Here is a 22,116-nt window from a genome sequence, read left to right on the forward strand (position 1 = left end):
AGATGACCCGCGATACCACCGACCTGGCCACCCGACTTGCCGCACTGGACCCCGCCCGCCGGGCATTGCTGGAGCGGAGCCTGGCTGCACGCCGGACGATGCAGTCTGCGGATCTGCCCATCGATCTGCCCATCGATCTGCCCACGGATCTGGCCGGGGCCGTCGCACGTCTGCTGGCAGCCAGCCCCGCCGCCCGGGCGATGGTCTTTACCCTGCGGGAACTGGGGGTCGGAAAAGGCAGGGTCGTGGGGGTGCTTTTAGCCGAAACGGCTAAGCACGGGCCCGAAATAGCCGCAATGGCTATTTCCGCCGGGCTGGCCACCGGCGCCGATGTGCTGGTGGCGGCAGATGGCGATCGGATGCCGGGCGACATGATCACGCTGCCCTCGGCCGACCTGCCCTGGCCCGAGGTGCCGGCGACCACCCCGGCGGTTGCGGCGGAACCGGTTGGACGGGTGCTGATCGACGGGCCGGATGGGTACCAGCCGGTCGATCTGGCGGGACGCTTCGCCCGGCTGGCGGAGGTCTTCGCCGGGGCACGGCGGGTGGCGGTGGAAAGCGGGACCGACGACCCGGATGCCGTGGCGGCGCTGATGCTTGCGGCCGCAGGCGGGCTGGGCCTGACCGGGATCGAGGCGGCCGCCACCCGGCCGCGGGCCATGCTGGCGCGGCTGGCCGCATCGCCGGCCCAGGCCATGGCCATCCGGCCCGGATCGCTGGCCCGGCTGATCGAGGCCGCAGGCGGCAGCGACCATCCGGGGCTGACGGGCATCGCGGCGATCGATTTCGGCGGGGCGGCGGTGCCGGCGGCGCTGGTGGCGAAGCTGCCGGGCCGGCGGCTGTTCTGCCATTATGCCGATGGCAGCGGCGCGCCGCTGGCCGGCTGGGACATCGACCCGGCGCTGGTGACGGGAGAGACCGCACCGGCAGGGCGGCCGCTGGCCAGGGGACGGATCCGGATCGTGGACGGCAGCGGTGCCATGGCGCCGGCCGGCATGGTGGGACGGATCGAGACCCGCCCCACCGCAGAAGAGGGCACCGCAGACGGAGGGGGGGCCTGGGTCGCGACCGGCGATGCCGGACGGCGCACGCGCGACGGGCTGCTGGAAACCCTGGCCCGGCCGGATGGCCGGCTGCGCCGGGACGGCCGGCTGCTGGACCTGGCCGCGGTGGAACGGCGGATCGCCCGCCTGCCGGGGGTGGCGGATGCGCATCTGCGCCTGCGCCGCACGGAAAACGGGCCGGTTCTGCTGGCCGCCCTGGTGCCGGCCGGTGCGCCCGAGCGGGCGGCGGCCGCCCTGGCCGCCCTGCCCGGCTGGTGCCGGCCCGAAGCGGTGCAACTGGTCGACCATCTGCCGCTGACCGCCGCGGGCGAGATCGATACGGCGGCGCTGGACCAGCTGCCGGTGCCCGACGAGGCCCTGCTGGAGGCGGCAGATGCCGCCCTGGCCCCGGCCGCCCCGATGGAGGCCCCGGAAGCGGTGGATCTGGCGCGGCTGGCGGTGCTGCCGCCCGCACCGGACCGGCGCGCCCCGCCGCCCGAAACCCTGATCGCCACCGGCGCGCCGCTGCCCGGGCCGCGCTTTCGCACCCTGCCCGAGATTCTGGACCATGCGGCAGACCATGCGGCCGCACGCGGGATCGGGATCATCCGCGACGGCCGTGGTACGGTGGAGCAGATCGACCATGCCGGGTTCCGCGACCGGGTGCGGCGGCTGGCGGGCGGGCTGGCCCGCGCCGGGATCGGCCGGGGTGACCGGCTGCTGCTGGTGGTGGCCGACATCGCCGACTATCTGACCGGCTTCTGGGCCGCGCAATGGCTGGGCGCCGTGCCGGTGCCGGTATCGGTGGCGGGCAGCTGGACGGCGGAAGACGGCAATGCCGCCAAGCTGCTGCAGACCCGCCGGCTGCTGGGCCATCCGCCGGTGCTGGCCGATCGCGGCCGCGCCGGCCTGATCGCCGATTTCCTGGCCGCCCACGAGGACGACATGTCGGCGGGGCCGGTGCTGGACCCGGCGCTGCTGGCCGAAGGCGGCGCCATGGAAGAGGCGGTGGCGGCGGACCCGGATGCGCCGGCAATCCTGCTGCTGACCTCGGGCTCGACAGGTGCGCCCAAGGCGGTGGTGCAGACCCATCGCACGCTGATCGCCCGGACCACCGCGACCATCGCCCATCGCGGCTATGGCCCCGGGGATCTGTCGTTCAACTGGATGCCGCTGGACCATGTGGGCGCGGTGGTGATGTTCCATCTGCGCGATCTGGCCGCAGGGGCAGGCCAGATCCATGCGCCGATCGATCTGGTGCTGGCCGAGCCGCTGAACTGGCTGCGCTGGATGAGCCGCGACCGGGTGACGGTGAGCTGGGCGCCGAATTTCGCCTTCGGCCTGATCGTCGCCGAGGCGGCGCGGCCGGGGGCGCTGGACGGGATCGACCTGTCGGCGCTGCGCATCCTGATCAATGCCGGCGAGGCCATCGTGCCGCGCACCGCCCGGCGCTTCATCGCCGCCCTGACCCCGCACGGGCTGGGAGCTGCGGTGATGAAGCCCGAATGGGGCATGTCCGAGACCTGTTCGGCGGTGATCTGTTCCGACGGCTTCACCCTGGAGGGCACCACGGATGACGACATGGCCGCCGATCTGGGCGGCCCCGTGCCCGGCACCGCCTTTCGGATCGTGGAGGCGAGCGGCACGCCGCCGGTGGGGCGGCTGCAGGTGAAGGGGCCGACGGTGACCCCGGGCTATCTGGAAAACCCCGAGGCCAATGCCGAGGCCTTTACCGCGGACGGCTGGTTCGACACCGGCGATCTGGGCACGATGACCGGAGGCCGGCTGAAGATCACCGGCCGGGCCAAGGACGCGATCATCGTGAACGGCCGCAATCTGCACGCCCACGAGATCGAGGCGGTGGCGGAAGAGGTGCCGGGCGTGGCGGTGTCGTGGACGACCGCTTTCGCCAACCGCCCGACCGGGGCCGATACCGACCGGCTGGTGGTGACCTGGGTCCCCGAAGAACCGGTGATCGATCGCGAAACCGTGGCCGGCGCGATCCGCGCCCGCATCGCCCGCCGGCTGGGGGTGACCCCGGCGGCAGTGGTGGCGGTGCGGCGCGAAGACGTGCCCAAGACGGCGATCGGCAAGATCCAGCGCGCCCGTGTCCGCGCCGATTACGAGGCCGGCCGCTTCGGCGGGCTGGTGGCGGCCCCGGCCGCCGGCGCGCCCGACCAGGGCCTTGTGGACCTGCCGCTGGCCCGGCCGGTCTGGCGGCCGGCGGCCCTGCGCCGGCCCGATCCGGCGACGCGGGCGGTGATCCACCCGTCAGACGGCGAAGATGCCGTGGCGGCGATCGCGGCCCTGCGCGACCGGCTGGCGCCGCTGCTGACCGAGGGCAGCGGCCGGCTGCGGCTGGTGCTGGGGGTGCGCGGGCTGGAGGCGATCGACCCCGGCGACCCGGCGCCCGAACCGGCCGCGGCGGCGCTGGCCGCCTGGGCGGCGAGCCTGGCCGAAGAAACCGGGCGGCTGGAGCTGCGGGTGGTGGATCTGGACCCGGGCAGCGATGCCGCGGCCAGAGAGGCGGCGCTGGCCGAAGAGGCCGGGCATGCCGACCCCGAACCGGTGGTGGCCCGGCGCGGCAGCCGGCGGCTGGCCCGCCGGCTGGAGCCGCTGGACATGGAGCTGCCCGCCCCGCGGCCGCTGCCGATCACCGCGGGCGGCATCTGGCTGCTGGCCGGCGGGACCGGCGGGCTGGGGGTGGAACTGGCGGAGCTGCTGGGCCTTCGCTTCGGGGCACGGCTGCTGCTGGTGTCGCGCAGCGATGCCACGGCGGACCCGATGAAGGCGGCGCGCCTGGCGCGGCTGAGCGCGGCCGGGGTGGAGCATCTGGCGATGACCGCGGATGTAACCGACCGCGCAGCGCTGGAGGCGGCCGTTCATGCGGCCCGGAGCCATTGGGACGCGCCGCTGGCCGGTATTGTGCAGATGGCGACCGAAGGGGCGCTGGACGCACAATGGGCGGAGATGGCCGATCGCGGTGGGCTGGCCGACAGCGATGCGGTGCTGGCGGCGACCATCGGCCCGAAACTGGAGGGCACCCGCAATCTGGTCGCGATCGCGCGCGACCATGGCGACCTGCCGCTGATCGGCTTCGGCACGGTGAACGCGCTGTTCGGCGCGCCGACGCTGGGCGCCTATTCGGCCGCCAATGCCGCCATGGCGGCGGTGCTGGCCGGTGAACGCAGCCGCCGCCAGGCCATTGCAACGGCGGCAACCGGGCCGGTGACGACCATCGACTGGTCGATGTGGGACGGGCTGGGCCTGGCCCAGGGCGCCCCGGAACCCGCCCGCGCCCGCACCCGGGCGCTGGGCTACCGGATCATCGGCCGCAGCCAGGGAATGAGGGCGCTGCTGGCGGCGCTGGCGCTGGACCGGCCGCGGGTGGTGGCGGGTGTGGATACCGGCAGCCACCCGGTGATGCGGCGGCCGCGTGCGGCACCGCCGCGGCCGCTGCTGGTGCCGGTGACCCGGGGAAGCGTCATCAACGCCACCGACCGTTTCGGCCGGCGGGTGACGATCGGCACCGGGGCCGCCGCCCCGGCCGGGCCGGGCCCGGTTGCCGACCCGCCGCGCGGGCCGGTCGAGACCCGGATCGCGGCGCTGTGGTGCGAACTGCTGGAACGGCCGGCGATCGGCCGGCACGAGAACTTTTTCGAGATCGGCGGCCATTCGCTGCTGCTGGCCCGGCTGCGCGCCCGGCTGGTGCCGCTTGCCGGGCGCGAGATCGGCATCGTTGAACTGTTCCGCCACCCCACCATCCGCGACCTGGCCCGCCTGGTTGCCGCAGACACCGCCGAGATCGAGGCCGGGGAATGACCGTCGACACCGCCGACACCGCGCAGAGCTTCCCCGTCCACACCGTGCCGATCGCCGTGACCGGCCTTGCCTGCCGCGCGATCGGCGTGGACGGCCCCGATGCCCTGCGCCGGGTGCTGCTGGAAGGGCGCGACGTGCTGGCGCGCCATGATGCCGCCGATGCCGCGGCCCTGGGCGTGCCCGCCGCCCTGGCGCGGGATCCGCGCTATGTCGGCACCGCGGCGATGCTGCAGGGACAGGAGAGCTTCGACCACGCGCTGTTCGGCCTGTCGCTGCGCGAGGCGGAGCTGCTGGACCCCCAGCACCGGCTGTTCCTGGAACTCTGCCGCGAGGCGCTGGAAGATGCCGCCTGGCTTGCCCCGGCGGCGGGACGCCGGGTGGGCGTGTTCGGCGGCTGCGGCAGCCCGATCTATCTGATGACCCGGCTGGCCGGTGCCGGTGCGGCGCTGGAAGCGGCGGGTGCGACGGCGCTGAGCTTTGCGGCCAAGCCGGATTTTCTGTCGCTGCGCGTGGCCTATCGGCTGGATCTGCGCGGGCCGGCGATGACCGTGCAGACCGGCTGTTCGACCGGCATGAGCGTGGTGCAGGCGGCCGTGGCCGCACTTGCGGCCGGCGAATGCGAGGCCGCACTGGCCGGCGCCGCCTGCCTGACCCGGCTGGACCCGGCCGGCTATCTGCACCATCCGGGCGCGATCGAAAGCCCGACCGGCCGCTGCCGGCCCTTCGACGCCGCAGCCGACGGCACGGTCGGCGGCAGCGGCGGCGCGGTGGTGGTGCTGAAGCGGCTGGCCGATGCCGAACGCGACGGCGACCATATCCATGCGGTGATCCGGGCGGTGGCGATCACTAATGACGGCGGCGCCAAGATCGGCTTCACCGCGCCGGGCGAAGCGGCCCAGGCCGAGGCGGTCGCACGCGCATTCCGTGCGTCCGGCATTCACCCCGATACGATTGGCTGTGTTGAGGCCCATGGCACCGCCACGGCGCTGGGCGACCCGATCGAGGTGGCGGCGCTGACCCGCGGTTTCCGGGCCGCGGGCGGCACGCGCCTGGCCCATGCGGCGCTGGGATCGGTGAAGGGCAATCTTGGCCATGCCGATGCGGCGGCCGGCATGCTGTCGATCGCCAAGGCGGTGCTGTCGGTGGCCCATGGCGAGATCTACCCCACCGCCAACACCACCACGGCGAACCCCGAATTGCGGCTGGCCGAAACCCCGTTCCGCCTGCCGCGCGCGCCGGAAGCCTGGCCCGCCGCCGACCATCCCCGGCGAATGGCGGTGAACTGCTATGGCATGGGCGGCACCAATCTGCACGCCATTCTGGAACAGGCGCCGGCCGGGCGCCCCCGCGCGGCAGCGCCCGCGGACCCGCTGGTCTTCGTGCTGTCGGCCGCAGATGCGGAGATGCTGGAGGCGCTGGCGGCGCGCATGGCCGCGGCCTTCACGGCCGATGATGCGCCGGCCGCCCTGGATGCCGCCTTTTCGCTGGCAACCGGCCGGCCGGCCCTGGCCGCCAGGCGGGCGGTGGTGGCGCGGGATGTGGCCGAGGCCGCAGCGCTGCTGACCATGCCCACCCCTGCCCTGCCGGTGCTGCGCGATCGACCGGTCGTGATCGACGGCGCCGATGACGGCTGGGCGGCGCTGCTGCCCGATCTGACCGACAGGCCCGATGCCCGCGGGCTGGTCGACGGGGTGGCGCCGGCACGGCTGGTCTTCGGGCCGGACAATGCGCCGACGGGCGATCCGGCGGACCCGCTGATCGTGGATGGCCGCGACCGGATGCAGGCGCTGGCGCGGCTGTGGTGCCTGGGGGTGCGGGTCGACTGGACGGCGGTGTTCAAGGACACCAGCCCGCGGCGGGTGCCGCTGCCGGTGATGCCCTATCGCCCGACCCGCTGCTGGATCGACCTGGCACCGGCGGAGCCCGTGACCGCTGCGGCCGTGGCGCCGGCCGCCGTGACGCCCGCTTTCGTGGAGGCCCCGCTTGCCGCCGGGACGGCGATGCCCGCCACCATCGTCACCGGATGTGCCGCGCCGACGACCGGCCTTGGACCCACCCTGCCGCTGGCCGAAGCCGGTGCGGTGACCGGGCGGGTGCTGCTGGTGCTGCCCGGGGCGCTGGGCCTGGCCGGACGCCGGCCGGCCGACCCCGAGGAATTGCGGCAGGCCAGGGCCTTGCGGGCCCGGCCCGGCGTGGATCTGACGATCATCGACACGGCCGCGGCGGATCTGCCGCCTGCCGCCGCATCCGCGCTGGCGGCCCGCATCCGCGCCGAGGCGGCGGGTGATGCCCCGGCGGTGGCCTTCGACGGCGCCCGCCGGCTGGTGCTGGTGGCCGAAGCGGTGGCCGCCGACGACGCAGCACCGGCGCCGGATGACGGCTGGCAGGCGACGGAGACAGCAGGGCCGGAGACCGCAAGGCCCGAGCTGGCCCGCCCCGCAGCATCGGCCGCGGCGGCCCGGCTTGCCGCCCTGCCGGTGGAACCGGCGCGCGGGCCGGCGCTGGATGCGGCCCTGGACCGGCTGTGCGCCGCGCACAGTGTTGCCATGTTGCGCACAAGCGGGGTCGAAGTGGCGCCCGGCACCGGGATCACCCGTGCCGAACTGGACCGGCGGATCGGGCCGGTGCAGGGCCAGGGGCAGATGCAAGAAGGATGGCGCCGCATGCTGGACGCGGCCCTGGCCGATCTGGCGGCTGACGGGCTGCTGACCATCGCCGGCGACCGGCTGATCTGGGGGCCGGCGGTGGCCGATCTGCCGGCGCCGGATGCGGCGGCCGATCGGGTGCGCACGATCGACCCCGATCATGCCGGGCTGGTGGCGCTGATCGATCATTGCATGGCGGCCCATGGCGAGGTCTTCGCCGGCCGGCGCCCGGCCACCACGGTGATTGCGGGGCGCGAGGCCGGGCGGCTGTTCGCGGGCGCCGGCCCGGCGATCGAGCGCCATTCCAGCCGGGCCCGGGTGCTGGATGCCGCGGCCGATGCGGTGGTGGCGGCGGTGGATGCCGCAGCCGCCGCCGGACGCACGGCCCGGATCGTGGAGGTGGGCGGTGGCACGGGCGCCTTCACCGGCCCGGTGCTGGACCGGCTGGCCGGCCGGGCGGTCGACTATCTGTTCACCGATGTGTCGGGCGAATTCGTGGCGCGGGCGCGGGCGACACTGGCCGCACGCGGGCTGACCGGGGTCCGGGTGGCACGGTTCGACGTGTCGCGCGACCCGGCGGATCAGGGGCTGGAGACGGGGGGCGCCGATCTGGTGCTGGCGCTGGACGTGATCCACGCCACCGCCGATCTTCGCGTCTCTCTCGACAATGTCGCGCGGCTGCTGCGGCCGGGCGGGCTGCTGCTGCTGGCCGAACTGGTCGTCGCCCGGCGCTGGGTGAACGCGATCTGGGGCCTTGCCACCGGCTGGTGGGTGATGGCGGATGACCGCACCACTTCCCCGCTGATCGATCCGGCCGCCTGGCGGCGGGTGCTGGAAGGCGCGGGCTTCGCGACCGAGGCGGTGCTGCCCGATACCGACGGCGCCGATACCCGCCTGTTCATCGCCCGCAACACCCGCACGAGCCTGGCTGACCTGGCGCTGTACGAGGGCGAGCTGCCCGAGCCCCTGCCCCCTGCCATGCGACATGTGCTGATCCGCCCGGCCGCGACGGGTGATCTGGTCGCCGCCGCCCTGGCCGGGGCCGAGGCGCGGGCGCTGGAATGGGCGACCGGCGCCGAAGCGGTGGCCTGGACCGGCGACGGCCGGCCCGATGCCCGGCTGCGCGGCCTGCTGCGGCACACACGGGCCGCGGTGCTGATGCCGCCCGCCGCCGCAGATGCGGCGGGGGCAACGACGACGGCGGCGCCGGTGGATGGCGATGCGGCCTTCGCCCTGGTGGCGGGGCTGTGGCACGACCTGCTGGGGGTGACGCCCGAGGATGCGGCCGCCGATTTCTACGCCGCCGGCGGCGACAGCCTGATCGCCACGCGCATGCTGGCGCTGCTGGCCGAACGCCACGGGCTGGAGCTGCCGGCCTCTGCGCTGTTTGCGGCAACCACGGCGGGCGAGATGGCCGGGCTGATCCGTGCCGCCGCCCCGGCGGCGGAACCGGCCGCGATGGAAAGCGATGCCGACCTGCTGGACCTGCTGGCCGATATCGAGAGCATGTCGGATGACGAGATCGCCGCCGCCATGGCCCGGCTGGAGGGGCAGGAACCGGATGGGCGGGAGGTCGCCGAATGACCGCGGATATCTCGGCCCGGCTGGACCGGCTGAGCCCGGCGCAGCGTGCGCTGTTCGAACGCATGCGCGGCAAGCGCCCGGACCCTGCCGCTGCGCCTGAAACAGCGCCTGAAACAGCGCCCGGCACGGCGCCCGACACGGCCCCCGGGGCGGCGCCGCTGTCCTTCGCGCAGGCACGGCTGTGGTTCCTGGACCGGCTGCAACCGGGGAGCCCGGCCTACAACATCGCCTCTGCCGTCGAGATCGGCGGGGAGATCGACCCGGCGGCGCTGGATGCGGCGCTTCAGCAGGTGATCGCCCGCCATGGCGTGCTGCGGACGCGGTATGAGGAGGGGGCGGATGGCCCCCGGCAGATCGTGGACCCGGCCCCGGCCGGCCCGGTGCTGCGGCTGGCCGATGCACCGGATGCCGCGGCGGCGGCGGCCCTGGCCACGGCAGAGGCGCGCCGGCCCTTCGATCTGGCCACGGGGCCGGTTTTCCGGCTGCTGCTGATCCGGATGGCGCCCGCCCGGCATGTTCTGGCGGTGACGGTGCACCATATCGCCGCCGATGCCTGGTCGCTGGGCATTCTGTTCGACGAGTTGATGGCCGCCTATCGCGCCCGGCTGGACGGGCTGCCGGCGGACCTGCCGGTACTGACCACCAGCTATGCCGCCTATGCCGCGGAACAGCGGGCGGCGCTGGATGCGGCGGCCGAGGCCCGGCTGCTGGACTGGTGGCGCCACCGGCTGGACGGGCTGCCGGTGCTGGACTGGCCGGCGGGCCCGCCACGGCCGCCGGTCCAGCGTTTCGAGGGCGCGGCCCGGCGCTTCGACGTGCCGGCGGCGCTGACCGCGGCCGTGGAGGCGCTGGGCCGCCATCATGGTGCGTCGACCTTTCAGACCCTGATGGCGGCGGCGCAGGTTCTGATCCATCACGAGACCGGCCAGCGCGATTTCGCCCTGGGCGCGCCGGTCGCCAACCGGCGGCGGCGCGAGCACGAGGCGCTGATCGGGTTTTTCGTCAACACCCTGCCCTTCCGGGCCAGGTTCGACGACGACCCCGCCTTCACCACCTGGCTGGAACGGCTGCGCGACGATGCGCGCGCGGTGCTGGCCCATCAGGACCTGCCGTTCGAGAAACTGGTCGAGGCGCTGGAAGACACCCGCGACCCCAGCCGCAACCCGCTGGTGCAGGTGGTGCTGGCTTTCCAGAACGCGCCGGTCGGCAGCGGTACCGCCCCCGGCGGGTTGAGCCTGCGCGGGCTGGAGACCGATCAGGGCATCGCCCGCTTCGACCTGGAGATCCATCTGACCCGCGCCCCCGGTGGCGGGCTGGCGGGCATGATCCTGTACGACACCGCGCTGTTCGATGCGGCGCGGGTCGACCGGCTGGGGCGGCGCTTCGTGCGGCTGCTGGAGATGGTGGCCGCCGATCCCGGGCGGCGGATCGGCGATCTGGTGCCGCTGCTGGACGAGGATCTGGCGGCGATCGCGGCCGCCGCCCCCGCGGTGCCGCCGGCGGCGGAACTGGTGCCGGTGCGGCTGGCGCGCATGGTGGCGGCGCGGGCGGCGGCGCCGGCGGTGGAGGATCTGGGCGGCGGCATCGACTATGCCGGGCTGGATGCGGCCGCGGCCCGGCTGATGCAGGCGCTGGCGCGTTCCGGGATCGGCCGGGGCGATGTGGTGGCGGTGATCCTGTCGCCGGGGCGGGCGGCCGCCGCGGCGGCAATGGGCATCTGGGCGGCGGGTGCCGCCTATCTGCCGCTGGACCCGCGCCACCCGCCGGCACGGCTGGCGGCGCTGATCCGCCGCGCCGGTGCGCGGGCGGTGGTGGCACCGGCCCTGCCCGAGGGGGTGGAGCTGCTGCCGCGGTTGGATGTCGACTTCGGCCCGGATACCGGCGGTTTAGGCAATGGCGGGGCGGCGGCGCGGGCGGCCCGGATCAACACGGCAGAGGATGCCGCCTATCTGATCTTCACCTCCGGCTCGACCGGCGAGCCCAAGGGGGTGGTGGTGCCGCATGGCGCGCTGGCGGGGCTGGTCGACTGGCATGTGAACGCCTTCGGTACGGGGCCGGCCACCCGGGCGAGCCTGGTGGCCGGCCCCGGTTTCGACGCCGCGGTCTGGGAAATCTGGCCGGTGCTGGCCGCGGGCGGCACCGCGGTTGCGGCCGACCCCGCCATGCTGGCCGATCCGGCGGCGCTGGCCGGCTGGCTGGTCGACCGGCGGATCACCCAGGCCTTCATGCCCACCCCGCTGGTCGGCGGGCTGCTGGGCCGGGCCTGGCCGGCGGAGACCGCGCTCCGCCTGATGCTGGCGGGGGGTGAGCGGCTGAGCCTGCGGCCGCCCCAGGGCCTGCCCTTCCGGCTGGTCAACAATTACGGGCCGACCGAGGCGGCGGTGGTTGCGACATCGGGCACCGTGTCTCCGGGCGCGGCGGGTATGGGGCTGCCCGATATCGGCGGGGCGATCACCGGGGCGCGGCTGCATGTGCTGAATGCGGCCGGCCGGCCGGTCGGCATCGACATGCCGGGCGAGTTGCATGTCGGCGGGCGCGGGCTGGCCCGGGGCTATGCCGGCGATCCGGTGCGCACGGCGCTGGCCTTCCGGCCCGACGCCACGGGCGATGGTGCGCGGCTGTATGCGACCGGCGATCTGGTGGTGCTGCGGGCCGATGGCCGGCTGGATTTTCTGGGCCGGGCCGACGACCAGGTGAAACTGCGCGGCCACCGGATCGAGCCGGGGGAGATTGCGGCCGCGATCCGCGCGCTGGACGGCGTGCAGGACGCGGCGGTGATCCTGCGCGAGGACGGCGCCGAGCCCCGGCTCTGCGCCTATGTGGTGGCGACGACCGCACCGGCGCGGCTGGCCCGCCGGCTGCGCGACCGGCTGCCGGGCTATATGCTGCCGGCGGATTGGGTGCAGCTGGACCGGCTGCCGCTGACGACATCGGGCAAGCTGGACCGGCGGGCCCTGCCGGCGCCCGAGATGGCGGCGGCGACCGGGGCCGTGGCGGAAACCGCGGCCGAACGGCTGATCGCCGACATCTGGGCCGAGGTGCTGGGCCGGAAGCTGCCGCCCGGCCGCGACGATGATTTCTTCGCCCTGGGCGGCCATTCCCTGGCGGCGGCGCGGGTGGCGGCGCGGCTGCAGGCGGCGGGACGGCCGCTGCCGCTGGCGACGCTGTTCCGCGCCACCACCCTGGCGGCGCTGGCGGCGGAGCTGGACATGGCCGCCGCACCGGATGACGACGGCGAGGTGGATCTGCCGGCGTTCGCACCGGTGCTGGCGGGCGAGGTGCCGCTCAGCCCCGGCCAGGCGCGGTGGTGGTTCCTGGACCGGCTGGGTGCCGACCCGGCAGCCGCGGTGATCTCGGCGGCGCTGGATCTGACGGGGCCGCTGGATGTGGACCGGCTGGCGGCGGCCTTCGGGCAGATCGTCGCCCGGCATCTGCCACTCCGCACCGCGATCCTGGCGGTGGACGAGCAGCCGCGGGCGGTGCCGCAGCCGGTGCCCGCACCCTGGCCGCTGCCGGTGCTGCCGGTAGTGGACGAAGCTGGGGCGGACCGGCTGGCACGGGAGCTGGCGGGCCGGCCCTTCGATCTGGCGTCAGGGCCGTTTCTACGCACGCATTTGCTGCGGTTTGGCGCTGAGAGACATCTTTTGATTGTGGTTCTGCACCATGTCGCCGCCGATGGCTGGTCGATGGGGGTGCTGATCCGCGAGTTGCAGGATCTTTATGCCGGGCGGATGCCGGCGCCGCTTTCGGTGGAGTATCCCGCAACCGCACGGCGCGGGGCGGCGCTGACCGGGCGGGATCTGGCCTTCTGGCGCGACCGGCTGGCCGGGCTGCCGCCGCCCCAGGCGGTGCCCGGGCGGCCGGAGCGTGAGACTGTAACGGAAGCCGCCGATCCGGTGGTGGTGGTGGCGCTGCCCGAGTCTGCGGTCGGCGGGCTGGAAGCGCTGGCGCGCCGGGCGGGGGTGACGCCGTTCATGATGCTGCTGACGGCCGCCCAGATCCTGTTCGCGCGGCTGTGGGGCACGCGCGATTTCGCGCTGGGCACGCCGGTCGCCAACCGGCCGGACCCGGCTTCGGAAGCGCTGATCGGGTTTCTGGTCAACACCGTGGTGCTGCGCAGTTCGCTGGCGCAGGCCGATGACCGCCTGGACCGGCTGCTGGCGCAGGTGAAGGCCGATACGGTGGCGGCGCTGGCCCATCAGGCCCTGCCCTTCGACCGGCTGGTCGAGGCGCTGGATGTTGCGCGCAGCGGCACCGACAACCCGCTGTTCCGGGTGCTGGTCGCCTGGCAGCCGGGGGATCTGGCGACACCCGATCTGGCGGGGCTGGAGGTGACGCCCCGGCCCTCGCCCCTGATCGGCACGCGGCTGGATCTGGAGATCCACGGCCAGGCGGGGCCGGGCGGCTGGCATCTGGCGCTGACCTATGCTCCGGCACGGCTGGCGCGGGCGGATGCCACGGCCATCGGCACCCGGCTGGCGCGGGTGCTGACGGCGATGGCGGCCGGCCCCGAACAGTGCTGGACGGCGCTGCCGATCCTGGATGACGACGAGGCGGCCAGGATCGATGCGGCGGCGCGCGGGCGCGCCATCGCCCATCCGCGGGTGCTGGACGAGATCCTGGCACGGGCGGCGGAAGACCCCGCTGCTGCGGCAGTGATCGACGGCCGGGGCAGCATCAACCGCAGCAACCTGATCGGGCGGGCGGCGGCGCTGGCCCGGCTGCTGCCCAAGGCGCATGGCCGATCGGTCGGGTTGATGCTCGGGCGCGGTCAGGCGCATGGGATGGGGCTGCTGGGGGTGTGGCTGGCCGGGGCGGCGGCGATGCCGCTGGATCCCGATCTGCCGGATGCGCGGCTGAAGACGATGATCGATATCGGCCGGCCGGCGGCGATCATCGCCGATCCGGCGCAGCTGGCGCGGCTGCGGACGCTGACCGATCTGCCGGTGATGGTGCTGCCCGAGGGCGAGGCAAAGCCTGCGCCGGTGACGGCCATGCCCGACGATCCCGCCTATCTGCTGTTCACCTCGGGCTCTACCGGCACCCCCAAGGGGGTGATGGTGGCCTGGCGGACGCTGGACCAGCTGACCGGCTGGCATCGGGCGCGGCATCCCGTGCCGGCGCCGACGCTGGGCTTTGCGCCTCTGGGCTTCGACGTGTCGATGCAGGAGGCGGCGCTCGCCTGGGCCGAAGGCAGCCCGCTGGTGGTTGCCGACGAAACGGTCCGGCGCGACCCGGCGGCGCTGACCGCCTTCATCCGCATGCATCAGGTCGCGCGGCTGTTCCTGCCGGTGGTGATGCTGCATGCGCTGGCCGATCATCTGGCCGCCCATCCCGAGCGGATCCCGACCTCGGTTGCGCTGATCGCGACGGCCGGGGAACAGCTGCGGATCACCGCACCGGTACGCGACTGGTGCCGGCAGAGCCCGTTTGCGATCGACAACCAGTACGGCCCGACCGAGACCCATGTCGTGGCGGCGGAACTGCTGCCGGCCGACGCCGTCGACGACTGGCCCGACCGGCCGGCGATCGGGCGGCCGGTGGATGGTGCGGTGCTGTTCGTGACCGACCCGGAAGGCCGGGTTCTGCCCGACGAGGTGGCGGGCGAGCTGCTGATCGGCGGCACGGCCCCGGCGATCGGCTATGCCGGCGATCCGGTGCGCACGGCCGAGCGCTTCGTGACCGGCCCCGACGGCAGCCTGGTCTATCGCACCGGCGACCGGGTGATCCGCGGCCGGGACGGGCGGCTGACCTATCTGGGCCGGGCCGACGACCAGGTGAAGATCCGCGGCTTCCGCGTGGAGCCGGGCGAGATCGAGGCGGCGCTGGGCGCCCATGACGAGGTCGCCCAGGTGCTGGTGACGGTGCGCGGGATTGCCGGCGCCGCGACGCTCGTCGCCCATGTCGAGCCACGGGTGATGCCGGCCGATGCGGCCGGTTTTGCGGGCCGGCTGGCGGCCTGGCTGCAGACCCGGCTGCCGGCGCCGATGGTGCCGGCGCGCTGGGTGATCAGCCCGGCCCTGCCCCGATCGGCCAATGGCAAGCTGGACCGCAAGGCCCTGCCGGCGGTGGACGGCATCCCCCCAGGGCAGAGCATCGGGGCCGCACCGGCGACGGAAACCGAGACGGCGCTGGCCGGGATCTGGACCGCGATCCTGGGCGTGGAGACGGTGTCGCGCGGCGACGACTTCTTTGCACTCGGCGGCCACTCGCTGCGCGCGACCCAGCTGGTCGCCCGCATCGAACGGGAGCTGGGCATCCGGGTGCAGCTGGCGACGGTGTTCGAACAGCCGACCCTTCAGGGCCTGGCCGCGGCGGTGGACGAGGCGCGGACCGACGCGCTCGCCGACGATCTGGCCCTTCTGGACGATGACGAGCTTGCCGCCCTGCTGGGTGATGACGACCTGGGCGCCCTTCTGGGCGACGACGACCTGAGCGCCCTTGCGGGCGACGACGATCCGGAGACCGCCGCATGACCGACGCCCCCCGCCCCTCGGCCGAGGCGCTGCGCGCGAAACTGAAGACGCTCTCGCCCGAACAGCGCGCGGCGCTGGAACGCAGGCTGGCGGCAGCCAAAGCGGGGGCCGCTGCCACCGGCATGGCGATCCCGCGCATTCCGCGCGACCCGCCGCCGGCGGCATCCTTCGCGCAGGAACGGCTGTGGTTCATCGACCGGCTGGCGCCGGGCACTGCGGCCTATAACATGCCCGCCGTGCTGCGGCTGGCGGGCGCGCTGGACCACCGGGCGCTGGAAGACGCCATCGGGCGGATCGTCGCCCGGCACGAGGCGCTGCGCACCGCGCTGGTCGAACGCGATGGCCGGCCGGTGCAGCTGATCGCCCCGCCGCCGGCGGCCTGGCCGATCACGGTCGAGGATCTGAGCGACTGCCCGGCGGAGACGGTTGCCGCACGGGTCGCCGCCGAGGCGGAGACGCCCTTCGATCTGGCCCGGCCGTTCAAGCTGCGCAGCCGGCTGCTGAAACTCGGGCCCGATGACCATCTGCTGCTGATCACCCTGCATCACGTCGCCTCGGACGGCTGGTCGCTGGGCGTGCTGACCGCCGAAATCGGCGCGCATTACGCGGCGGCACGCGCGGGCCGCGAAACCGACCTGCCGCCGCTGGCCTGCCAGTATGCCGATTTCGCCGCCTGGCAGCGCGGCCGGCTGAGCGGGGCGGCGCTGGAGCGCGAGATCGACCACTGGCGCCGCACGCTCGACGGGTTCGTGCCCGGCGAGTTCCCGACCGACCGGCCGCGGCCGGCCGAGCAGCGCTTCGAGGGCGCGGTGGTCAGCCGCCGGCTGCCGGCGGCGCTGGCGGTGAAGGTCGATGCCGCGGCGCGGCGGCACAAGGCGACGCCCTTCATCATTCTGCTCGCCGCCTTCAACGCCCTGCTCGCCCGCTGGTCGGGCGAGGTGGATGTGTCGGTCGGCATCCCGGTCGCCAACCGCACCCATCCCGATCTGGAGGCGCTGATCGGGTTTTTCGTCAATGCGCTGGTGGTGCGGGTGCCGCTGGACGGCGACCCGACCATGGACGAGATCATCACCCGCAGCCGGGCGGCGGCCACCACCGCCTATGACCATCAGGACCTGCCCTTTGAACGGCTGGTGGCGGAGCTGGCGCCCGAGCGCGACCCGTCGCGGCCGCCGCTGTTCCGGATCGCCTTTGCGGTGCAGAACGCGCCCCGGGGCAGCGTCACCCTGGCCGGGCTGGAGCTGCGCCCCTTCACGGCCGAAATCACCCGCACCCGCATGGAGATGGAGTGGCATGTCTTCGAGCGCCGCGACGAGACCGGCGCCGCGGCGGGGCTGGACCTGGTCGTCGCCCATGCGACCGCGCTGTTCGACCGGGCGACGGTCGACCGGCTGATCGACGGCTTCGCGGTGCTGCTGGAGGCCGGGCTCGACCGGCCGGAGACGCGGCTGTCGGCCCTGCCGGTGATGACGGCGGCCATGGAAAGGGCGGTGATGACCGCGGGCCGTGGGCCGGCCCCTGAGGCCATCCCCGCCACCGACCTGGGTCAGGTGCTGGCGGAACGGCTTGCCACCGACCGGGTGGTGCTGGCCGAGGCCGGGGGCCCGCGGCTGACCGGCCACCAGTTGCAGGCGCGGGTGGAGCGGATGGCGGCGGCGCTGGCGGCGCGCGGGCTTGCCCCCGAAACCCCGGTGCTGCTGCTGATGGATCGCGGCATCGACCAGATCACCGCCACGCTCGCCATCTGGCGGGCGGGGCTCTGCCAGATGCCGGTCGATCCGGCCCAGCCCGATGCGCGGCTGGCGGCGATGATCGCCGGCGGCGCCCCCGGGCTTGCGATCGGCGATGCCGGGGGGCTGGCGCGGCTCACCGCCCTTGCCCCCGACCTGCCGCGCTGCCGCACCGCCGACCTCGATGCCGAGCCGCGGCCGTTGAAGGCGGTGCATGGCGACCAGCTCGCCTGGATGATCTTCACCTCGGGGTCGACCGGCACGCCCAAGGCGACGCTGGTGACCCATGGCGGCGCGCTCAACACCGGTTTCGCCCAGGCGCGGATGCTGGGGCTGGGGACGGAAGACCGGGTGGCGCAACTCGCCTCGCCCGGCTTCGATGCCGCCCTTTCGGAACTGCTGATGGCGCTGATCGCCGGGGCGGAACTGATGCCGGTGCCGGCGGCGGTGGCGCGCGACCCGCTGGCGCTGGGCGATTTCCTGGCGGCCGAACGGGTGACGGTGGCGACGCTGACCCCCAGCATGCTGGCGGCGATCGGCCGGGATCTGCCCGATCTGGCGGTGCTGCTGGTGGCGGGCGAGGCCTGCCCGCCCGCGCTGGTGCAACGCTTCGCCCCCGGCCGGCGGCTGGTCAACGCCTATGGCCCGACCGAATGCGCGGTCTGCGCCACCATGGCGGTCGGGCTGGACGCAGAAGCGGGCCCGCCGCCGATCGGCATCGCGATCGACGGCGCCGAGCTGCTGATCCTGGATCGCCGCGGCCGGCCGGTGCCGGATGGCGTTGCGGGCGAACTCTGCATCGGCGGCGCGGGCGTCGGCCGCGGCTATGCCGGGCGGCCGGACCTTACCGCCGAACGCTTCGTGCCCCACCCGGCGGCAGACCGGCCGGGCGCCCGGCTCTATCGCAGCGGCGACCTGGTCCGCCGCCGGCCCGACGGCGCGCTGGACTATCTGGGCCGCATCGACACCCAGCTGAAACTGGGCGGCAACCGGATCGAGCCGGGCGAGATCGAGGCGGTGCTGCGCGCCGACCCGGCCGTGGCCGATGCGGTGGTGGATGTGGTCGAGATGGCGGCCGCCCCCGCCACTGCCCCTTCCGCCGACCCGACCGATGGCGGGCCCGCAATCGCGCTCCGCCCCGCCGATGCGCTGGCCGATGGCCGGCGCCTGGAACTCTGGCCCTCGATCGCCGAGCATTTCGTCTATGACGAGACGCTCTACCACGCCATGACCCATGACGAGGCCCGCAACGCCCATTACCGGGCGGCGATCCGCGCCGCGGTGCCGGGCAAGGTGGTGGTGGATATCGGCACCGGCGCCGATGCCATCCTGGCCCGGCTGTGCGTCGAGGCGGGCGCCGCGAAAGTCTATGCGGTGGAGCTGCTGAAAGCCTCGGCCGACGCCGCGCGCGCGACCGTGCGGCGGCTGGGGCTCGACGACCGGATCATCGTCGTCGAAGGCGACGCCCGGCGGGTGACCCTGCCCGAGCCCGCAGACATCTGCGTGTCGGAAATCATCGGCCCGATCGGCGGCTGCGAAGGCTCTGCCGTCATCCTGAACGATGTCTGGCGGCTGCTGAAGCCCGGGGCGGAGATGATTCCGGCGCGCACGGTGTCGATGGTGGCGGGGCTGGAACTGCCGGCGGGCTTCCGCGAGGCGCCGGGCTTTTCCGGCCTGACCGCCGGCTATGTCCGGCGGATCTTCGAAGATCGCGGCGGGCCCTTCGACCTCAGGCTCTGCCTGAAGGGCATCGGCCCCGACGATCTGCTGACCGATGCCGCCGTGTTCGAGGATCTGGACCATGCCGGGCCGGTCGCGACCGAAAGCCGGCATCGAGTGGTTTTGACCGCCCGCCGCGCCGGCCATCTGTCGGGGCTGACCGTGTGGTTGAAGCTGGAAGCCGCGCGCGGCCGGGTGATGGACACGCTGGGCGAGATCTGCTGCTGGCTGCCGGTTTTCCTGCCGGTCTTCGGCGAGGGCCGGCCCGTGGCCGCAGGCAGCCGCATCGCCATGACCATCACCCGCACGCTGCATGCCAACGGGATCAATCCGGATTTCCGGCTGACCGGCACGATCGAGATGCCCGACGGCACCAGCGAGCCCTTCGACTGGTTCTCGCCCAATCACGGCGCCGGGGCCGGCTTCCGCGCCTCGCCCTTCTATCGCCGGATCTTCCCGGAAACGGCGCCCGCCCTGCCCGCCCCGACCGCGTCTCCCGGCACCGATCGCCGGCTGGTCGCCTGGGTCACGGCGCGCGGCGGGGCCGACCCCGAGGGCGATGCGGCGCTGGCCCGCGACCGGGTGGAGGAATGGCGGGCGCTTTACGAGACCGCGGGGCCGGCGGCGATGGAGACGGCGCTTAAGCCGACGGCGGAAGCCGGCGCGGAAGATGCCCTCTTCGCCGGCTGGAACAGCAGCTATACCGGCCGGCCGATCCCGGCCGACGAGATGCGCGACTGGCGCGACCGGACGGTGACGGCGATCCGCCGCGCCATCCCGGCGGGACGCCTGCCGCATATCGCCGAAATCGGCTGTGGCGCCGGGCTGTTGCTGGAACCGCTGGCGCCTGAGGCCGCCTCGATCCTCGGCACCGATTTTTCGGCGGCGACGCTGGCGGGGCTGGAGGCGCGCCTGGCCGGGCGCCGCTGGTCGCATATCCGGCTGGAACGGCAGGAAGCCGCCGACCCGCTGCCGATCGACCATCCGGTCGATCTGGTGGTGATGAATTCGGTGGCGCAGTATTTCCCCGCCCCCGCCCATTTAGAAAAGGTGCTGCTGCGGATCGGCGCGGCGCTGGCCGGCGGCGGCGCCGCCTTCCTGGGCGATATCCGCGATCATGGGCTGGCCGGGATCTTCCATGCCTCGGTTCTGGCCTTTCAGTCCGGCGGTGCCCTGCCCGACCGCGACGACGTGGCCCGGGCGGTGGCGGCGGACGAAGAGCTGATGCTGGACCCGGCCTGGTTCCACGGCCTGATCGGCCGCATTCCGGGCCTCGCCCATGTCGAAACCCTGATCAAGCGCGGCCGGGGCGACAATGAACTGGTGCGCTATCGCTATGACGTGATGGCGGTGTTCGGCCCGGCCCCCGCGCCCATCCGCCCCGAGCTGACGCTGCCCTGGCCGGGGCCCGAGGCCCTGGCGACGCGGCTCGCCACAGTCGCAGGCCCGGTCGAGGTGACCGACATCCCCGATGCCAGGATTGCCGAAGACACCGCCCGGGCGATGCGGCTGGGGCTGGTTCCCACAACTGCCGCGGGTGACGCAGCCGATCCCGACAGCCTGCACGAGCTGGGCCTGCGCCTGGGCCGGGCGGTGCGGCTGGCGCCGGCGGCCTCTGGCATCGCCGGGGCGATGGATGCGCTGTTCGATGCGCCGGGGCTGGCCGACGACCCGCTGGCCCGGGGCTGGATGCGCGCGCCCCTGCCGCGGGGCCGGTTGGCGAACGATCCCCCGTTGACGAACGACCCCCGATTGGCGAACGACCCCTTGGCGCGCCGGCGCAAGGCCGCCCTCGCCGACCGGCTGCGCCGCCGGGCGCGCGAGGTGCTGCCGGCGGCGATGGTGCCGCAGGCGGTGATGGTGCTGGACCGGCTGCCGCTGGGTGCGTCGGGCAAGCTCGATCGGGCGCGGCTGCCGCGGCCCGAGACCGGCCAGGCCCGCCACGCGGCGCGCGCCCGCGCCCTGCCGGCCGACCGGCTGGAAGCGGCGCTGGTGGCGCTGTGGGAAGAGCTGCTCGGAACCGCGCCGATCGGGGTGGAGGATGATTTCTTCGCCCTGGGCGGCCATTCCCTGCTGGGGGTGCGGCTGGTGGCCGAGGTGAAGGCGCGGCTGGGCGGCACGGTGCCGCTGGACCTGCTGATGCGCGCGGGCAGCGTGCGGGCCATGGCTAAGCATCTTAAGGAGGCCGGCGAGCTGGCGGACGAGGGCGAGTTGGCGGACGGCGCCGGGACAGGCCGTCTGGTGCCGCTGCGCCGCGCCGGCAGCGGCGCCCCGCTGTTCTGCCTGCCGCCGGGTGGCGGCACGGTGTTCTGCTATGGCCCGCTGGTCGACCGGCTGGCCCCGGGCCGCCCGGTCTGGGGCCTGCAGGCGGCGGGTGTGGAACCGGGCGAGGACCCGCATGAAAGCCTGGACGAGATGGCGGCCGCCTATCTGACCGCGATCCGCCGCATACAACCAGAAGGACCATATCACCTGATCGGCTGGTCCTTCGGCGGGCATGTCGCCTATCAGATGGCGGCAGCGCTGGAGGCGGCGGGCGAAGAGGTGGCGCTGCTGGCCCTGCTCGACACCTTCCCGCCCGAACATGTGCCGCGGGTGGATGAACGCTACCGGCGGGAAGAGGCCTATCTGGCCTATCTGGCCGGGCTGGCGGGGATTGCGGTGGCAGAAGACGAGCTGGCGCCGCTTGCCTCAACGGCGCGGATCCGCCTGGTGGCGGACCGCGCGGTCGCGGCCGGCGCCCTGCCCGCCCGCGATGCCGAAGGCACGGTGCGCCGCCTGCTGGCCCTGACGCAGATCTCGGGCCGCCTGGCACGCGAGGCGAGCCTGCCCGCCTATGGCGGCCCGCTCGCCATGCTGCGCGCGGCCGAAGCCCTGACCCCGGCCCTGGAAGACCTGGCCCGCCGCGACCCGGCCTGCGGCTGGGGGGCGCATGCGACCGGCCGGCTGATCACCGACACGGTCCCCGGCCGCCACGACACGATGATGACCGCCCCCCATGTCGACCGCCTGGCAACCGTGATTGACCATCTGCTGACGCAGGCTGTCGCCGCGCCGACGGACGGGTAAGATCGGACCGGATAACCACAAGACCACA

Annotated in this window: 3 protein-coding genes and 1 pseudogene; all 4 read left to right on the forward strand. The window is 74.2% G+C overall.

Going from position 1 to position 22,116, the window contains the following annotated elements; genetic code table 11:
- The first annotated feature begins 2 nt into the window (after positions 1-2).
- Positions 3-4,865 (forward strand): SDR family NAD(P)-dependent oxidoreductase, encoded by a 4,863-nt coding sequence (locus tag WI697_RS05225; RefSeq protein WP_345957695.1) that lies wholly within the window; start codon positions 3-5, stop codon positions 4,863-4,865.
- Entirely contained in the window at positions 4,862-9,094 is a 4,233-nt protein-coding gene (locus WI697_RS05230; RefSeq protein ID WP_345957696.1) for a beta-ketoacyl synthase N-terminal-like domain-containing protein, read from the forward strand. Before WI697_RS05225 ends, WI697_RS05230 begins: the two co-directional genes overlap by 4 nt.
- A gap of 62 nt (positions 9,095-9,156) precedes the next feature.
- Positions 9,157-15,570 (forward strand): amino acid adenylation domain-containing protein, encoded by a 6,414-nt coding sequence (locus tag WI697_RS05235; protein WP_457853542.1) that lies wholly within the window; start codon positions 9,157-9,159, stop codon positions 15,568-15,570.
- Positions 15,567-22,088 (forward strand): annotated as a pseudogene (locus tag WI697_RS05240) (amino acid adenylation domain-containing protein); the annotation flags it as partial. The gene WI697_RS05235 and the pseudogene WI697_RS05240, both read left to right, overlap by 4 nt.
- Positions 22,089-22,116: the final 28 nt, after the last annotated feature.

The organism is Tistrella mobilis, assembly GCF_039634785.1.
Classification (GTDB): domain Bacteria; phylum Pseudomonadota; class Alphaproteobacteria; order Tistrellales; family Tistrellaceae; genus Tistrella; species Tistrella mobilis.